22 protein-coding genes and 1 tRNA gene are annotated in these 15,239 nt (G+C 44.1%); 22 read left to right on the plus strand and 1 reads right to left on the minus strand.

Features of this window, described 5'->3' with window-relative positions:
- Positions 1-117: 117 nt before the first annotated feature.
- Positions 118-696 carry a hypothetical protein gene (locus ASUC_RS06455; RefSeq protein ID WP_012072966.1) on the minus strand — a complete coding sequence of 193 codons (579 nt, stop codon included), beginning with the start codon at positions 694-696 and terminating at the stop codon, positions 118-120.
- A gap of 78 nt (positions 697-774) precedes the next feature.
- Here ASUC_RS06455 and ASUC_RS11245 point away from each other — a divergent pair.
- The 22 genes from ASUC_RS11245 to ASUC_RS06550 all read left to right on the plus strand — a co-directional run bounded on the left by ASUC_RS11245 (position 775) and on the right by ASUC_RS06550 (position 15,231).
- A tRNA-OTHER gene (locus ASUC_RS11245) sits at positions 775-867 on the plus strand.
- A 66-nt stretch (positions 868-933) separates the two neighbouring features.
- Complete coding sequence (locus tag ASUC_RS06460; RefSeq protein WP_012072967.1) at positions 934-1,323, plus strand: phage holin, lambda family; 390 nt, start codon at positions 934-936, stop codon at positions 1,321-1,323.
- Complete coding sequence (locus ASUC_RS06465; RefSeq protein ID WP_143228885.1) at positions 1,286-1,891, plus strand: lysozyme family protein; 606 nt, start codon at positions 1,286-1,288, stop codon at positions 1,889-1,891. Before ASUC_RS06460 ends, ASUC_RS06465 begins: the two co-directional genes overlap by 38 nt.
- Before the next feature lie 94 nt (positions 1,892-1,985).
- Positions 1,986-2,333 (plus strand): DUF2570 family protein, encoded by a 348-nt coding sequence (locus ASUC_RS06470; protein WP_041834636.1) that lies wholly within the window; start codon positions 1,986-1,988, stop codon positions 2,331-2,333.
- On the plus strand, positions 2,308-2,520 hold the full coding sequence (gene lysC, locus ASUC_RS11420) for an Rz1-like lysis system protein LysC (protein ID WP_143228904.1): 213 nt from the start codon (positions 2,308-2,310) through the stop codon (positions 2,518-2,520). Before ASUC_RS06470 ends, lysC begins: the two co-directional genes overlap by 26 nt.
- 9 nt (positions 2,521-2,529) lie before the next feature.
- Positions 2,530-2,778, plus strand: a complete 249-nt coding sequence (locus ASUC_RS06475) for a hypothetical protein (protein WP_012072970.1) — start codon at positions 2,530-2,532, stop codon at positions 2,776-2,778.
- Positions 2,759-3,109 (plus strand): HNH endonuclease, encoded by a 351-nt coding sequence (locus ASUC_RS11135; RefSeq protein WP_012072971.1) that lies wholly within the window; start codon positions 2,759-2,761, stop codon positions 3,107-3,109. Before ASUC_RS06475 ends, ASUC_RS11135 begins: the two co-directional genes overlap by 20 nt.
- 115 nt (positions 3,110-3,224) lie before the next feature.
- On the plus strand, positions 3,225-3,719 hold the full coding sequence (locus ASUC_RS06485) for a phage terminase small subunit P27 family (RefSeq protein WP_012072972.1): 495 nt from the start codon (positions 3,225-3,227) through the stop codon (positions 3,717-3,719).
- The gene (locus ASUC_RS06490; protein WP_012072973.1) at positions 3,707-5,410 is read left to right on the plus strand and encodes a terminase large subunit; all 1,704 of its coding nucleotides are present in this window, start codon (positions 3,707-3,709) and stop codon (positions 5,408-5,410) included. Before ASUC_RS06485 ends, ASUC_RS06490 begins: the two co-directional genes overlap by 13 nt.
- A complete protein-coding gene (locus ASUC_RS11290) occupies positions 5,407-5,559 on the plus strand; it encodes a hypothetical protein (RefSeq protein WP_012072974.1) in 153 nt (50 codons plus the stop codon). The genes ASUC_RS06490 and ASUC_RS11290 overlap by 4 nt, the downstream gene beginning before the upstream one ends.
- The gene (locus tag ASUC_RS06495) at positions 5,556-6,776 is read left to right on the plus strand and encodes a phage portal protein (RefSeq protein ID WP_012072975.1); all 1,221 of its coding nucleotides are present in this window, start codon (positions 5,556-5,558) and stop codon (positions 6,774-6,776) included. The genes ASUC_RS11290 and ASUC_RS06495 overlap by 4 nt, the downstream gene beginning before the upstream one ends.
- On the plus strand, positions 6,769-7,371 hold the full coding sequence (locus ASUC_RS06500; RefSeq protein WP_012072976.1) for an HK97 family phage prohead protease: 603 nt from the start codon (positions 6,769-6,771) through the stop codon (positions 7,369-7,371). Before ASUC_RS06495 ends, ASUC_RS06500 begins: the two co-directional genes overlap by 8 nt.
- A 64-nt stretch (positions 7,372-7,435) precedes the next feature.
- The gene (locus tag ASUC_RS06505; protein ID WP_012072977.1) at positions 7,436-8,662 is read left to right on the plus strand and encodes a phage major capsid protein; all 1,227 of its coding nucleotides are present in this window, start codon (positions 7,436-7,438) and stop codon (positions 8,660-8,662) included.
- A 45-nt stretch (positions 8,663-8,707) separates the two neighbouring features.
- A complete protein-coding gene (locus ASUC_RS06510) occupies positions 8,708-9,031 on the plus strand; it encodes a head-tail connector protein (RefSeq protein ID WP_318248748.1) in 324 nt (107 codons plus the stop codon).
- Complete coding sequence (locus tag ASUC_RS06515) at positions 9,028-9,345, plus strand: phage head closure protein (RefSeq protein WP_012072979.1); 318 nt, start codon at positions 9,028-9,030, stop codon at positions 9,343-9,345. The genes ASUC_RS06510 and ASUC_RS06515 overlap by 4 nt, the downstream gene beginning before the upstream one ends.
- Positions 9,345-9,827 (plus strand): HK97-gp10 family putative phage morphogenesis protein, encoded by a 483-nt coding sequence (locus ASUC_RS06520; RefSeq protein ID WP_012072980.1) that lies wholly within the window; start codon positions 9,345-9,347, stop codon positions 9,825-9,827. Before ASUC_RS06515 ends, ASUC_RS06520 begins: the two co-directional genes overlap by 1 nt.
- A gap of 1 nt (position 9,828) precedes the next feature.
- Positions 9,829-10,173, plus strand: a complete 345-nt coding sequence (locus tag ASUC_RS06525) for a DUF3168 domain-containing protein (RefSeq protein ID WP_012072981.1) — start codon at positions 9,829-9,831, stop codon at positions 10,171-10,173.
- Between the two features lie 3 nt (positions 10,174-10,176).
- On the plus strand, positions 10,177-10,833 hold the full coding sequence (locus ASUC_RS06530) for a hypothetical protein (protein WP_012072982.1): 657 nt from the start codon (positions 10,177-10,179) through the stop codon (positions 10,831-10,833).
- A 60-nt stretch (positions 10,834-10,893) separates the two neighbouring features.
- A complete protein-coding gene (locus ASUC_RS06535; protein ID WP_012072983.1) occupies positions 10,894-11,301 on the plus strand; it encodes a hypothetical protein in 408 nt (135 codons plus the stop codon).
- A gap of 8 nt (positions 11,302-11,309) precedes the next feature.
- On the plus strand, positions 11,310-11,576 hold the full coding sequence (locus ASUC_RS06540) for a DUF4035 domain-containing protein (protein WP_012072984.1): 267 nt from the start codon (positions 11,310-11,312) through the stop codon (positions 11,574-11,576).
- 44 nt (positions 11,577-11,620) lie between these two features.
- Entirely contained in the window at positions 11,621-11,878 is a 258-nt protein-coding gene (locus ASUC_RS06545) for a hypothetical protein (protein WP_012072985.1), read from the plus strand.
- Between the two features lie 56 nt (positions 11,879-11,934).
- Positions 11,935-15,231: a tape measure protein gene (locus ASUC_RS06550; protein WP_012072986.1), complete on the plus strand. Its 3,297-nt coding sequence runs from the start codon at positions 11,935-11,937 to the stop codon at positions 15,229-15,231.
- Positions 15,232-15,239 lie beyond the last annotated feature (8 nt).

Here is a 15,239-nt window from a genome sequence, read left to right on the forward strand (position 1 = left end):
CAAAGTGTACACTAAAAGTATATAGTTTGTGCTATGAGTGCGGTTTTGCACATTTAAAACGCACAAATGATTTTAACAGCCCTGATGGTTTATGCCGTCGGGGCTTTTTGTTGGTGGTTATGATGGAACGACAAGGTACTGAGTTAAAAAACGATGTAAAATATCAAGAAAAACCTCAAGATCTTGATGTTGATAACTACCAGCCTGAAAGTATAGCAAGGTGCGTTCTTCGCTCTCGAAATAACGGAAAGGACGGTATCTCCATTCGAAATGGTTTACCGCGTTTGGGATGGCTTGAGGCGGCACATCAAATGCTTTAGATAAAACTTCTTTATTTTCATTTAGATAATTGACAAGCTTTTCATCTAGTGCAAGTGAAAAGTTTTTATTATTGGCAATATTTATTTCTCTGAAAGAAAATTCTAAATAGCAGTATGAAACTTCATTTTCTGCATAATTAGCCCAATAACCACATCCTAAGGTCATGTATGGGCTTTCTGGTGCATTTAAATCTACCAATAATTTTCTTAACATCGGAGAATATTTTAATTCTGGAATGTTTTCTATCATTTCAGGGTGGGTTATTAAATCAAATCCGCCGGTATTTGGTGCAGGTGTATCTGTTTCAGAAAGGCTTTCTCCAGGACGATAAGGAAATTTATAAAAGCCATCATCAATTTCATCTAATTGAATCATTTTAAACCTCTGTTATTTTATTGTGTGGGAACTTTATCTTAACAGAACTTATGCCCACTGTAATAGGTGGGTTCTATGGGTAGGAATGGCTGAATGAGGTAAGGCGAGAAGCCGTTCACGCAAATGCTTCCAGTGAACGAATTATTGCGGGTTCAACTCCCGCTCCTGCCGTCAATACATAGCTCAGTATTTTGATACTGGGCTTTTTTATTGCCTCGATAAAAACGAGGTGGAGTAATGAAAATGCCTGAAAAATCCCCTGACTTGTGGGCGGCAGTCTTAGCCTACATACAACAAAACTATAATGCCATTACGGGGTTCGTGATGGCTTTTTTTATGGCCATACTTAGAGCATGGTTCCTTCAGCAGAAAAGCTCATACCGGCAACGCTTACTTGATGGCTCAATCTGTGGTGCACTCACCTTGTCTTGCATGTCAATGTTGACGTATTTGGGCGTTGGAGAGCATGTGTCGACGTTTGTCGGTGGGCTGTTTGGCTTTGTGGGCGCGGAAAAAATCCGTGAATTTTTGTTTGCGTTGATCCGTAAAAAAATTGAAGTCAACGATATAAGCCTTGGTGGTAAGAGTGATGACAGCTACAACGATAGCGACGAATTTCGCCGTTGAAATGTTTAAGGGTGTAAAAATGGAATCGGAAGAATTAATTATAACTGGGCTGACTGCCACACAAACAAAAGCACTTTTAAAGGCGTTAGCCAAACGAGAAAGTGCGGGCAATTATAAAGCGGAAAATAGTTACGGTTATCTAGGAGCTTATCAATTCGGCGCGGCGGCTCTTGTTGATGTTGGTTTGATTAATCAGGCTAAATATAACCAGGCGGTAGCAATGACTAAAGGCATTGCTAATGGTAGCAGCCCATCTGCGCATAAAGGTTTTCTTGCGAGCGAATCAAACTGGACTATTCGCGGCGGTAAAGATACTTATCTCAATAGCCCGCAAATGCAAGACGAAACAATAATAAAACTAATGAACCGCAATGCCAAGTATCTGACAAACAAGGCGGTATATACTGGCGACGCAAGTCATAAAGCAGGCTTGTTATTCGCGGCGCACTTAAAAGGTGCCGGTAATGCGCTCAAGTTTGCTAAAACAGGCGCGGTAACTAAAGACGGCTACGGCACATCAATTAAGGATTATTACGATCTCGGCGCTAAAAGCGTCCGTGGCGTTTAGATTAGTGGTGCGGTTATGGGACTAAGTAAATCAGATGGCGCAAGCGTATACGTAAGAGTCTTAAACCGCACCGCTATTTAATTAAGGTGATGATATGGGTATTGGTGATAGTTTAACTAAATTAGCTTGGTTACTTGTGCTTTGTGTGGTGGTTGTCTTTGGGTTGTGTGGCTGGATTTACCATCAATCAAACAAGATTGATAATCTTAACGCTGAGATTGAGACGCACAAGCAAACCATCGCTACGCAAAGCAGCACAATCAAACGACTAAAGGCAGATGCGGAATATAATAATCAGCTGACCCAAGCCTTAAGCAAGGCTGAGTCAGAAGCAAGGAGTAAATCAGATGGAGTTATTAAAGCAATACCAAAACAAGTTAAAGCGAGCAACGCTTTTAATGCTGACGCTCCTCGCAATGTTATTGAGTTCCTGCGCGAGTAAGACTGAAATTACAGCTTGTCCGCAATTCCCAGCGGCGTTTACCGCACACTTGGATAAGACGGCTTTTGATGGTCGCACTTATGGTGATGTAACACAGTATGCGGTGATCCTAAAGCGTGAGCGTGATATGTGCCTAAATCGGATTAATAAAATCCGCGAATGGCAGAAAGAAGAATTGAGTAAATAAGGTGACAGAATGAATATCAAGAAAGGGGATGTAGTTAAACTACGCAATGGACAATTATGCGATGTGGTGTATGAAACACAGTTTGGTAAATGGCTATTAGTCGAACGCATATACACGGAAGAGCCACCATTAACACGCTGGCATAATGCTGACGGTAGCTTTTACGCTGATGACGTTAGTCCGTTAGACGTGGTTGAAGTAGTTGATATGGTAGAGCTACCTATTATTGGGTGGGTATATGCCAGCAAAAATACCTAAAGCATGCCGTAAGCAAGGGTGTAGGAACACAACGACAGATAAAAGCGGTTACTGTACTGAACATCAAGCTTGCGGTTGGGTGAGACACCAAAAGGGCAGAACATCATCACAGCGTGGATATGGTGCGCAATGGCGTAAGTTACGTGCTATCGTATTAGAGCGTGATCGCTATCTATGTCAAGCATGCTTAAAGAAAGGATTGTATGTATCGGCTACAACAGTCGACCACATCATAGCTAAGGCACATGGCGGTAGTGATGATTTATCTAATCTACAGGGCTTGTGCGATTTATGCCACAAAGCAAAAACAGCAAGAGAGCGATTGAGTTAGCCTATGCGATGGTACGGGTGGGGGTGGGAAAATCTCTATAGGTTTCGCCTATGGAAACCGCCCGTGGAACTCAATTTTTACAACCGCGAAATTAAAATTTACAAGGTACGCCCAAATGACAGGTAAAGCATTAGTTCCAGGCCGAGGGCGCAAGCCTAAGCCAACGGCAGTGAAAATCCGTCAAGGCAACCCTGGAAAGAGAAAATTAAACGAAAATGAACCGCACTTTAGCGAATTGGATGAACACGTTCCCCCGCCCGATGATTTAGATGAAAATGGTCAAATCATGTGGGGGTTTGTGCTGAAAGAACTCATCCCGCAAAAAGTGCTAATGAAAACAGATTTACAAACCGTTGCGAATTACTGCATTGCTTATCAAAACCGCAAGAAAGCGAATCAAGATATTGAAAAGCACGGCAGTGTTATTGTGACGGATTCAGGCATTAAGCGGAATCCGGCCTATACAACGCTCAAAGAAGCAATGGCAGATATGGCAAAGTTTGGCTCACTGCTTGGGCTTGATCCATCTAGCCGATCGCGATTGATGGGTAATGCGGATAATCAAGTAACTAATCCATTTGCGGAGTTGATGCAACAATGGACAACGTAAAGAAAGCGAATAAGTATGCGAAAGACGTTGTTTCCGGAAAAATTCCCGCCTGCCGTTTGGTGATTAAAGCTTGTCAGCGTCATTTAGACGATCTAGACAATCAAAAGGACAAATATTTCCCTTTTCGGTTTGATGAGGCACTGGCGGAACGCGCTTGTAAGTTTATTCAGCTTTTGCCACACACAAAAGGCGAATGGGCGCTAAAGCGGCAACTAATCACGCTTGAACCATGGCAATTATTCGCCGTTGCTAATGCTTTCGGTTGGTTGAAAAAATCCAATGGATTGCGCCGTTATCGTGAAGTTTATACTGAAATCCCGCGTAAAAACGGTAAATCGGCTATATCTGCCGGTGTCGGCTTGTATATGTTTTGTATTGATGGTGAGTTTGGGGCAGAGGTATATTCCGGCGCGACAACGGAAAAACAAGCTTGGGAAGTGTTTCGCCCGGCTCGATTGATGTGTAAGAAAACTGAATTACTTTGTACCACGTTTGGGGTTGAGGTCAACGCGTCTAATCTAAATCGCCCAGCAGACGGATCGCGCTTTGAACCGCTGATCGGGAATCCGGGTGATGGCGCGTCACCAAGCTGCGCAATCGTGGACGAATACCACGAACATAAAGACGATGAACTTTACACGACCATGCTTACCGGTATGGGCGCACGTCGACAGCCGTTAATGTGGATTATCACGACAGCAGGCTACAACATCGAAGGTCCTTGTTACGACAAACGCCGTGAAGTGATTGAAATGCTGAATGGCGCTGTGCCAAACGATGAACTATTTGGGCTGATTTACACTATTGATGAAGGCGACGACTGGACAAGCTCGGATGTGCTGCGAAAAGCTAATCCTAACTTTGATGTATCAGTGTACGGTGATTATCTACTGAGCCAACAAAAGCAGGCAATCAACAATCCGCGTTTTGCTAATAAATTTAAAACAAAACACTTAAATGTTTGGGTATCAGCGAAAGAATCTTATTTCAACATGGTGAGTTGGGAGAAGTGCTACGACGAAACATTAAGCCTTGAAGATTTCCAAGGTGAAGAAGTGGTTTTGGGGCTTGATATGGCGCGGAAGCTGGATATGAACTCGCTTGTGCGGGTATTTAGTCGAATGATTGACGGAAAACGTCATTATTACTGTATATCGCCGCTGTTTTTTGTACCGGAAGATACGGTTTTCAGCATTGATACTGCTTTAAAGCGGGTGGTGGACAAATATCAAAAATGGGTAAATAGCGGACATTTAATAGCAACCGATGGGGCGGAAGTGGATTATCGCGAAATCCTTGAGTGTGTTAAAGACACAAACAAAGAACATCAAGTTAATTGTGTCGCAATCGACCCGCACGGAGCTATAGCAATCGCACACGATATGGCGGATGAAGGCTTAAATCCCATCACGATCACACAAAACTATACGAACCTATCTGACCCCATGAAAGAACTAGAGGCCGCTATTGAAAGCGGCAGGTTCCATCACGACGGCAATCCGATCATGACGTGGTGTATCGGTAATGTCGTGGGAAAATCTGCCGTCGGGAACGATGATATTGTACGCCCGGTGAAAGAAATCCCTGAAAACAAAATTGATGGTGCGGTTGCCTTAATGATGGCAATCGGTCGAATTATGCTAAATGAAGATGACGGGATTTTTATCCCGGACGAGGTATTAACGCTATGAGAACATTTTTTATTGATCTGGTCGGCTTGGCTGGACTTGGTTCATTGTGTGCCGGCGTTTATCTCCAATATGGGATCGCCCAAACCTGTATTGTCGGTGGTGGTCTGTGTCTGTTATATGCGGTTGTCGCTTCACGGGGGCGTAAATGATTTTTGATAAGTTATTTGCTGCACGGTCTTTAGAAAATCCTCAGGTACCCTTGAGTGCTGAAGGTGCTTATGATGATCTATTCGGCACGTTGCAGCCCCGAACAGTCAATGCTGACACAGCGATGAAATTAAGTGCGGTATATGCCTGCGTGTATGTGCTATCAAGTGCTATCGCTCAGTTACCGTTACACGTTATGCGCAAAGACGGGAAAAACATAGAGCCGGCACGCGACCACCCGTTATTTTACCTGTTACACGATAGTCCGAATTTCTGGCAGACGTCCTACAAAATGCGGGAATATGGACAAAGTGCGGTACTTTTACACGGGAACTCTTACTTACACATTGTCCGCCGCCGAAGTGGTGAAATCGAATCGCTTGAAACACGCGAGCCATGGTTGGTGCAGTTACTGAAAAACGGCAGACGCTATATTTACGGCTATTACGGCGAAGATGAAACGCTGTCAATCAGTCCTGATGACATGATCCATATTAAAGCGCTTGGTGCGTCGTTGAAAACGGGTAAATCCGTTATTCAGCAGCACGCGGAAACGATCGGATTAGGTCTGAATGCGAAAGATTTTGCCGGATCGTTTTTCCTTGGTAATGCTCGCCCAGCAGGGATTGTGAGTGTGAAAACGCCGCTTAACGAAAAATCTTGGGTGAGCTTCAAAAAGTTCTGGGATAAAGCAAGCTCGGAACTGAAAAACAAAGAAAACAAAACAGTGCTTTTGCCTGCCGAACTTGACTATAAAGCGCTAACAGTTTCTCCGGTTGATACCGAATTACTATCCATGATGAAGTTGAACCGATCGGAGATTGCGGGAATTTTTAACGTTCCAGCACACATGATTAACGACTTGGAAAAGGCGACATTTTCGAACATCTCGGAACAGACGATTCAATTCATTCGTTACAGTTTGATGCCTTGGATCGTAAACTGGGAGCAAGAAATTAACCGTAAGGTATTCACGGAAGCCGAACGCAAAGCTGGTTATTTTGTGAAGTTTAACCTTGGCGGCATCATGCGCGGCACTCCGACCGAAAGAGCAAAGTTTTATCATAGTGCGATCACTGATGGCTGGATGTCACGCAACGAAGCCCGCACACTTGAAGATATGAACCCGGTTGACGGGTTAGATGAATATCTTGTCAGTGTTAATGCGGCGAAACAAATCGAATCAGACAAGAAGAAGGAGAACGAACCTGATGGCTGATATTGAAAAACGCTCCTACGCCGGCGAAGTTCGGGCAGAGAGTAAAGATTCCGAACCTACTCATATTATCGGATATGGTTCGGTTTTTAATACCCGCTCGCAGTTAATGTGGGGATTCCGCGAAATCATTATGCCGGGTGCATTCGATGATGTATTAGATGATGATGTACGCGGCCTGTTTAACCACGATTCCAACTTCATTCTTGGACGAACGACGGCCGGAACCTTAAGCCTAAGCGTGGATGATAAAGGCTTGCGTTATGACATCACTGCCCCGGATACGCCAACCATTCGTGATTTAGTGATCGCGCCACTGCAGCGTGGTGACATTACGCAATCATCATTTGCCTTTAATATTGCTCGCAACGGCGATGAGTGGTATGAAGATGATGAAGGCGTCGTTATCCGTGAAATTCATAAAATTTCACGGCTCTATGATGTTAGCCCGGTGACTTATCCGGCATATCAAGAGGCGAGTAGCACGGCGCGATCGCTCGATGCTTGGAAAGAAGCTCGGAATAACGGTGATATTCAGAAAGCCGTACATCAAAAGGCTGCGCGGGAACGATTTTTATCGTTGATCTCCGGCAATTAAACAAATTTCATTAAAAACCGACCGCACTTTTGTGCGGTTTTTCATTCTATAGAAGGAAAAAAACATGGCTAAATTACATGAGCTACAAGAAAAACGTCGCAATATTGCTGCACAAATGCGTACATTACATGACAAAATCGGTGATAACGCTTGGACTGAAGAACAGCGCACCGAATGGAACAAAATGAAAACCGAATTAGACGGTGTAGATGCCGTAATTGCGCGTGAAGAAGAACTTCGTGCGATGGATGAAAAATTCATCAAAGAACAAGAAGCGGTCGAAGCCGAAAAGCGTGCTAAACACGACGGCGAAAAAACAAAAACTGTTGATGAAATGCGCGCTCAAGCGTTTAACGCATTTTTGCGTAACGGTTTGGGCGAGTTAAGCCAAGAAGAACGTCAAGCATTGTCTGAAATGCGTGCGCAAGGTGTCGGCGTTAACGATAAGGGCGGTTATACCGTACCGAAAGAAATGCAGGCACGCATTGTTGAGCAAATGAAAGCTTACGGCGGTATTGCTCAGGTGGCGCAAATTTTAACAACATCCGACGGTCGCACTATCGAATGGATCACCGCCGACGGCACTACCGAAGAAGGTGAATTAATCGGTGAAAACACCGCCGCAACCGAATCGGATACGGCGTTTGGTGTCGGAAGCCTTGGCGCCAAAAAACTGTCTTCTAAAATTATTCGCGTATCTAACGAATTATTGCAGGATTCGGCGATTAACATTGAAGCCTACTTAGCGGATCGTATCGCGCAACGTATCGGCCGTGCGGAAGCAAAATATTTAATTCAGGGTACTGGTGCCGGCACACCGGCACAGCCTAAAGGCTTAGCGGCAAGTGTAACCGGCACAACCACATCAAAAACCACTGGTAAAGTTGATTGGTTGGATATTAACGCGCTGTTGCACTCTGTTGATCCGGCTTATCGCAATGTGGGGAACTCGCGTTTAGCGTTTAACGACAACACGTTTAAAGCGTTGAAAGAATTGGTGGATGGTCAAAATCGCCCATTATGGTTGCCTGATGTTGCCGGCGTCGCACCTTCAACGATTCTTGGTAAGCAATATGTTATTGATCAAGGTATTGCCGATATTGGCGTTGGTAATAAATTCGCTTATTTCGGCGATTTTAATCGTTTTGTTGTGCGCCGCGTGGCTTACATGACATTAAAACGTCTTGTAGAGCGTTATGCTGAATTTGACCAAACAGCATTCTTAGCGTTTCACCGCTTTGATTGTGTATTGGAAGATACCTCAGCGATTAAAGCTTTAGTCGGCAAATAATCAATAAAGTGCGGTCAAAATCGACCGCACTTTTATTCTGGGGGCATGATGAATATCACAATCGACGAAATCAAATTGCAGTGCCGAATCGATGGTGACGAAGAAGACGACCTTTTGGTCATCTATCTTGATGCCGCAAAAGCCACGGTTGAAAACTACACTAACCGAAAGCTTTATGAAACGTTGCCGGACGAACCGCCCGAAAATGCACAGGAAATCACAAGTGATTTGAAAATCGCATTGTTAATGCTGGTGGCATATATGTATGAAAATCGCGGCGGTTGGAATGAAGCGCAGGGGGCAAGTAATCTTGGATTACCGCCGACTGTAAAACTAATCATTGAACGTTATCGGTTTATACATGTATGAACATTGGAAAACTACGGCATCGAATCACCTTACAGAAGCAAATCAATACTGTAAATGACTACGGCGCGGCGGTGACGACGTGGAAAAACGTTGCTACCGTTTGGGCGGATGTGCGTCCGCTGTCTGGGCGTGAGTATTTCGCGGCCCAACAAGTGCAGTCAGAAGTCACAACACAAATTTGGCTTCGTCATTTGCCCGGGATTGTGCCGACAATGAGGGTTAAATTCAGCGAACGCACGCTTGAAATCTTGTCGGTGCTGAATACCCAAGAGCGGAATATATCTCTACAGTTAATGTGTAAAGAGGTGGTTTAATGGATGGCATAACGGTTCGCGTGGACGGCTTGAAAGAATTGCAGAAAGCAATGCAAAGCCTTGGACGGAAGACCTCTAACCGCATAGCAGTGAAAGCAATGCGGAGAGGCGGCGCGATCGTGCGTGACAAAGCGCGCACTTTGGCGCCAGTCTTAAAAGAAAGCGTGCCGCACCGTAAAGCAGGCACATTACGAAAATCCATTCAAAGCCGAACGAAAGTTGGCAGAAACGGCAGAACCAACACCTATATTTGGGTAAAGGGGCTTTCGACTAAGCAAGTGCTGAAATTCAAAGGGAAAAGCGGCAGATCCGGCGCGTATAATCCGCGCGATCCGTTTTACTGGCGATTCTTGGAATTCGGCACATCAAAAATGCCCGCACGGCCGTTTATGCGACCCGCCTTTCAGCAATCGAAGGAGCAGGCGGCGCAAGCCATCATTAACACACTGCAACAAGGAATAATTGCGGAGGCTGGCAAATGACATGATCCAGAAGAAACTTTTTAGCGCCCTGTCGCCTTTGGTGTCGGGGCGTTGTTTTTATGGGCTGATTCCGGAAACAAACAAGGCTTTTCCAGTGATTGTTTATCAATTCCCGAACATCTCGCCGAATTCGGCGTTAGAGGACGGCGATCTTGATGATTATCAGGTACAGATTGACATTTACAGCCCGAATCCGGATGACATTTACAGCCTGCGCAAACAAATTTTGACCGCACTTTCCGCAGCGTTTGAATTTGCGGAGCGCGTGAATGATTTTAGCGACTATGAAGCCGATACAAAGCTGCATCGTCGTGTAATCAATTATCAAATTGCTTATGGAGAATAAAACATGGCAACACAAACTACCCCTTTCCAAGGGACAAAGTTCTATTTAGGCATCGGACTTAATACCGAAAAAGCAATTACGGCTTGTACGGTAACACCTGCCGCCACTATCACCGCAACCGGACACGGCGCTAAAGCCGGTGATTTTGTCAAAATCACGGGCCTGGGCGCTCTTGATGGCTATTATCCTGTTAAATCGGTGCAAGCCGATACATTGACCTTCGCCAATGAAGTGGATTGGTCAACACAAGATAAACCGACCGACTTCAGCACGGCTAAAGTGGCGGTGGTGAAATGGTCGTCTAACTTCTGCGCCATTAAACAGATTGAAGGCGACGGTGACACATTGGGTGAAGAAGATATTACGACCATGTGTTCAGAAGGCACAGAAACCGAAGCGGGCGAAATTGAGTATGGCTCAATTAAATTAACGTTCTTCTATGCGCCGGCCACTGCAATGCAAGCTGACTTGCGTAAAAAATTCTACGCAAAAGAAACCTTCCCTTGGATGATGATTTTGAAAAATGATCAGGGCTCGTTATACGGCACTGGCTTTATTCAAACATCACCAAACTTCAGCGGTGAAGTAAAAGGCAAATTTGAATCAGGCGTAACGATTAAAAAATCGAAACGTGATTACTTATTGCCAGTTGCGGAATAAAATAAGGTTAAATTTGACCGCACTTTTTAGGTGCGGTCTATACTGAATTAGGAGTTTGAAATGACATTACGCGAAAAACTGTTAAAGAACACCCCCAAATTAACTGCGATTGAAATCAACGGTGAAAAATATTTTGTGCGGGAATTTACCGTCGGCGAAATGAATCATGCTTTATATGGTCAGCAACAAGAATTAATCAAACTGGCGCAAAAACAGGGGATTGAATTAAATTTCAATGATGAAGAAGAGCTTACAAAACAACTTTCACAGGTTTACGATCCTTACCGATTAGCTCGCAGTCTTGCTACTCGCTTATGCGATGAAAACGGTAACAATATTTTCGATGTTGAAAACCAAGATGATTTAAATGCGCTTTCTAAATTAGATAAGGCAACTTTCGAGCAATTCAGTAAAGCATTAGCGGATATTGCCCCAAAAAACTCAACAACCGGCGCCGATTCCAACTGAATTTAGCATTGGCGCTGGGCAAAACATTAAAAGAAATCGACCAACTATCAGAACAAGAATATGCTGAATGGGAAATGTACTATCAAGAACAACCGTTCGGACAATGGCGCGAAGATTATCGCACAGCGCAAATATCTCATTTATTGGCAATGATCAATCGAGATTCTAAATCGAATCCGCCTAATTTGGGCGATTTTATGCCATTCTTTAATGATAAAACTAAAAATGATGAAGATGATGGAACTGAAGCCTATCTTAAAAGTCGTTTGATTTGATGATTAATATTTGATATGGTTATTTCAGTAGCAGGGGATAACATATGAAAGAATTATTTGCAACGTTAAGCTATGGTATTAACATGATGGCAAAATTAAGCCTGATCTTGTTAATTGCTGCCTTAGCTTTGTTTGGTTTCTCTCATTTTGCGCAATGGTCTACAGCGTCATTTTCAAATTTAATTGTCTTGGAAAGTTTGCTGGGGATTATTGTTTTAATATTCTTGGTTTATATAGTAAAGATTGTACGGAATCCGACTTTATCCAAAAAACAGAAATGGGATAAGTTATTTGGTCGATAACACAGTAGTCAATTTATAGAGCTCGCTTTGGCGAGCTTTTTTTATGGGGCATAATTATGTCATCTTTGGGTGAATTAAATATTCAACTTGCGCTTGATACTGTTGAATTTCAGAACGGATTAACCCGTGCGCAGTATAAAGCCCGCCAATTTTCCGATCGCACAACTCAATATCTCAATAATATTGAGCGGGCCGCGAATAACATTAATCGTACTGCAAACTTTGATTTTTGGGGGGGAAATCTCGTTAGTGGTGCAAAAAGCCTAGTCAATGTGGCGGATGGCTATACCGAAATCAGCAATAAAATGAATTTAGTCAGCTCTAGCTCGACTGAAAGTGCGGCACGATTACAAACAGTTTTTGATATTTCGCTTAAAACTAATCAAAGCGTTCAAGCGACTTCCGATGTCTATCAACGTTTCGCTCAAAATGCGCAAGCATTAGGCATTTCTCAGGCGCAGGTAGCAAGCCTCACCGAAACGGTTTCAAAGGCGGTTGCCGTTTCAGGTGCAAGTGCTGCTTCTGCGCAAGCGGCATTAATGCAGTTTGGACAGTCTCTTGCTTCCGGCGTATTTCGTGGGCAAGAATTTAATTCGGTTATGGAGCAAACGCCAGGGCTTGCGCAAGCTATCGCGCGAGGGTTGGGCGTAACTACAGGCGAATTGCGCGCAATGGCTAATGATGGCAAACTCACGACAGATGTACTTATTCCAGCTTTGGAAAAAGCCAAGGCAAGCGTGGATTCGCAGTTTGCCTCTCGCATCTTAACTGTTTCGGCGGCATTTGAAAATTTAAATTCTGCAACGATGAAGTGGATAGGGGATATGGATAACGCCACTGGCGTTACTCAAGGGCTTGCATCCGCTATTCAAGGTGTATCAGGACATCTAACATTATTCGCCGGAGCCGCAGCAAGTGTTGTCGCTGGCCTTGGTGTAGGCAAGCTGAAAGATTATGTTTCAGTTGTGCGTGAGAAGGCAGAAGCAACAATAACTGCGACTGTCGCACAAGCAAATCTTGCTGTTGCAAATCGTGAGGCAGCTCAACAAGCAATAAATTTAGCACAATTGCAACGGGAACAAGCGAGAACAGCAAACGAAATTGCTGTTGCAGATGCCTTATTAATCCAACGAAAAGCCACGCTGACGTCTGCGATTGTACATGAAAAAAACGCATTGAATGCTTTAAATGTTGCGAAAAAACAAAACAGCCTATTAACCCGCGGAATGAGTAGCGTAGTTGGTTATTTGGGCGGTCCTGTCGGTATGGTGACGACTGTATTAGGAATCGGTGCGGCTGCGTGGTTTGATTATTCTCAAAAAACAGAAGAAGCACACAAGAAAGCTTTGGCGTTTGCTAATGATTTGCCGACATTAACAGGTGAATTGGAGAAACTCACAGCGGTTCAATTAGCGGCGAATAAAGCTAAAGCTGAAGAAAGTATTATTGAGCAACAAAAGGAAATTAAGAAACTTGAAAATACAATCAAGGACCTTGAGAAAACAATACTCAATACGCCTAAATTGAAAATTGTCACTGATGATACCGGGTACCAGATAGAAATTGACAATAGCAGTAAAATATCCCAATTAACCCGCGACTTGGCCAAAACCAAGGCTGAGTTACAGACAGCTCAAGAAAAGCTAAATGCCACGCAGGAAGCGTCTAGTGAAATTGCCGACCAGCTGGCCTTGAAAACGGAACAAATGATCGGCTTTGTAGAACGCTATCGTGATTTAACAATCACAAGCGAAAACCGAATTGATTCGTGGGCGCAGGCGGCAAGTTCCGCCGTTAGTGATTTTGACGGCTTAGCCGTGTCCGTTGACGGGTTATCCGGAGCTTTGCGGCGTCTGTCCGGTATGTCAATTCGAATTCCATCGGTGGAGACTGCGCCAACTTTGAGTGATGCCGCCAAACAGTTAATAGATAAGTCGAAACTACAAGCCGCAATCCAGCGGGAAAAAGATCCGAAAAAGAAGGCAAAACTACAAGCGAAAGATTACGTCTTAAGCTTAGATAAATCCAAATTTTCGGAATATGACATTGCGCAAATCCAAACACAAAAAGAAGACGAATATTTAGCTAATTCATTAGCTCGATCAGAGGGTAAAAAAGCTAAAGGCAGAGAAAACGCCCGTGAAAGCTGGCTATCGTTTTACGATGAAATCCGTCAAAAAAGCAGCTCCAGTCTTGGCGAGATCGATTTAGAAGAACAGCGCATGTTTCAACGTCTTGAAGAACATATGAAAAAAGGCGTGGTGTCACATACTGAGTATGAAACGGCTAAATTAGCTATTTCAGAACGTTTTGCCAAAGAGCGGTTAGAATTGGCGGGCAAATATGCGCCTGAAAAATTGCTGTCATCGAATTTAAAAGATGAGTTGTCAGCGATTGAAGAGCTAAGAAAGGCGGGGCAGCTTACTGACGGCGAAGCGCAAACGGCTGAATATCAGTTGAAATTTGACTATGCGCAAAGCAAGTCGCAAAGTGCGGTCAATCCGCTTGACCAAATGCGCGCACTTTACGACCCTCGGCAAGAATTAGCCAATCAGCAAACCCAAGAACTCGCACAGCTTCAGGCATTCTACGAACAAAAATTGATGAATGAAGAAGAGTTCCAGCGTCGCAAAAAAGAAATCATTGATACTTACCGTAATCAGCAGTTCCAAGAAGATATGGCGCAATATGCAACGGGGCTTAATGATCTTGGTAGTGCTTTTGATGTGTTGGCGTCATCGGTAGAAGCGTCCGCGGGCAAACAATCCGCGGCTTACAAAGCAATGTTTGCGATTTCAAAAGCCTTTGCGATTGCCGAAGCGACCGTGAAACTTTCTCAAGCCGTAGCGCAAGCAATGGCGGATACAACCGCACTTACACCGGCACAAAAATTTGCGAATATGGCGTCTGTAGCGGCGGCTGGTGCGAATGTGATTTCACAGATTACCAGTGTTGCGTTTGCTAAAGGCGGTCATGTAGTCGGAGATGGCACCGGCACAAGTGATTCCATCCTTGCTCGCTTATCCAATAACGAATTCGTGATGACATCACGCACGGTAGATCATTACGGTGTCGGCTTCTTGAATGCGTTAAACCAACGCAAATTTCCAAAATTCGCTAATGGCGGTCACGTTGGTGGTAGATCTCCGAGTTATGCCGATATGTTTAACGGTGGTGCCGGTGGAGAAACTAATAATGAAGTATCTATCACAATCAATATCGACAGCGACGGCAATACGGAAATGACGGCGGAACAAAAAGCCGCACAAGGTAAGGAACTTGCTAATGCTATCCAAGCTAATGTGCTTGAAGTATTGAAAAAACAACGTCGCCCTGGTGGATTACTCGCATAGGTGGTTTA

It is taken from the genome of Actinobacillus succinogenes 130Z, assembly GCF_000017245.1.
GTDB lineage: Bacteria > Pseudomonadota > Gammaproteobacteria > Enterobacterales > Pasteurellaceae > Exercitatus > Exercitatus succinogenes.

What these genes read in the sequence shown, in the direction of transcription:
- ASUC_RS06545 (WP_012072985.1), top strand. Translation starts at nt 11,621, where the DNA reads ATGAAAGAATTATTTGCAACGTTAAGCTATGGTATTAACATGATGGCA.
- ASUC_RS06550 (WP_012072986.1), top strand. Translation starts at nt 11,935, where the DNA reads ATGTCATCTTTGGGTGAATTAAATATTCAACTTGCGCTTGATACTGTT.
- ASUC_RS06520 (WP_012072980.1), top strand. Translation starts at nt 9,345, where the DNA reads ATGGATGGCATAACGGTTCGCGTGGACGGCTTGAAAGAATTGCAGAAA.
- ASUC_RS06510 (WP_318248748.1), top strand. Translation starts at nt 8,708, where the DNA reads ATGATGAATATCACAATCGACGAAATCAAATTGCAGTGCCGAATCGAT.
- lysC (WP_143228904.1), top strand. Translation starts at nt 2,308, where the DNA reads ATGTTATTGAGTTCCTGCGCGAGTAAGACTGAAATTACAGCTTGTCCG.
- ASUC_RS06470 (WP_041834636.1), top strand. Translation starts at nt 1,986, where the DNA reads ATGGGTATTGGTGATAGTTTAACTAAATTAGCTTGGTTACTTGTGCTT.
- ASUC_RS06505 (WP_012072977.1), top strand. Translation starts at nt 7,436, where the DNA reads ATGGCTAAATTACATGAGCTACAAGAAAAACGTCGCAATATTGCTGCA.
- ASUC_RS06515 (WP_012072979.1), top strand. Translation starts at nt 9,028, where the DNA reads ATGAACATTGGAAAACTACGGCATCGAATCACCTTACAGAAGCAAATC.
- ASUC_RS06490 (WP_012072973.1), top strand. Translation starts at nt 3,707, where the DNA reads ATGGACAACGTAAAGAAAGCGAATAAGTATGCGAAAGACGTTGTTTCC.
- ASUC_RS06495 (WP_012072975.1), top strand. Translation starts at nt 5,556, where the DNA reads ATGATTTTTGATAAGTTATTTGCTGCACGGTCTTTAGAAAATCCTCAG.
- ASUC_RS06525 (WP_012072981.1), top strand. Translation starts at nt 9,829, where the DNA reads ATGATCCAGAAGAAACTTTTTAGCGCCCTGTCGCCTTTGGTGTCGGGG.
- ASUC_RS06455 (WP_012072966.1), bottom strand. Translation starts at nt 696, where the DNA reads ATGATTCAATTAGATGAAATTGATGATGGCTTTTATAAATTTCCTTAT.
- ASUC_RS06500 (WP_012072976.1), top strand. Translation starts at nt 6,769, where the DNA reads ATGGCTGATATTGAAAAACGCTCCTACGCCGGCGAAGTTCGGGCAGAG.
- ASUC_RS06485 (WP_012072972.1), top strand. Translation starts at nt 3,225, where the DNA reads ATGACAGGTAAAGCATTAGTTCCAGGCCGAGGGCGCAAGCCTAAGCCA.
- ASUC_RS11290 (WP_012072974.1), top strand. Translation starts at nt 5,407, where the DNA reads ATGAGAACATTTTTTATTGATCTGGTCGGCTTGGCTGGACTTGGTTCA.
- ASUC_RS06460 (WP_012072967.1), top strand. Translation starts at nt 934, where the DNA reads ATGAAAATGCCTGAAAAATCCCCTGACTTGTGGGCGGCAGTCTTAGCC.
- ASUC_RS11135 (WP_012072971.1), top strand. Translation starts at nt 2,759, where the DNA reads ATGCCAGCAAAAATACCTAAAGCATGCCGTAAGCAAGGGTGTAGGAAC.
- ASUC_RS06475 (WP_012072970.1), top strand. Translation starts at nt 2,530, where the DNA reads ATGAATATCAAGAAAGGGGATGTAGTTAAACTACGCAATGGACAATTA.
- ASUC_RS06465 (WP_143228885.1), top strand. Translation starts at nt 1,286, where the DNA reads ATGACAGCTACAACGATAGCGACGAATTTCGCCGTTGAAATGTTTAAG.
- ASUC_RS06530 (WP_012072982.1), top strand. Translation starts at nt 10,177, where the DNA reads ATGGCAACACAAACTACCCCTTTCCAAGGGACAAAGTTCTATTTAGGC.
- ASUC_RS06535 (WP_012072983.1), top strand. Translation starts at nt 10,894, where the DNA reads ATGACATTACGCGAAAAACTGTTAAAGAACACCCCCAAATTAACTGCG.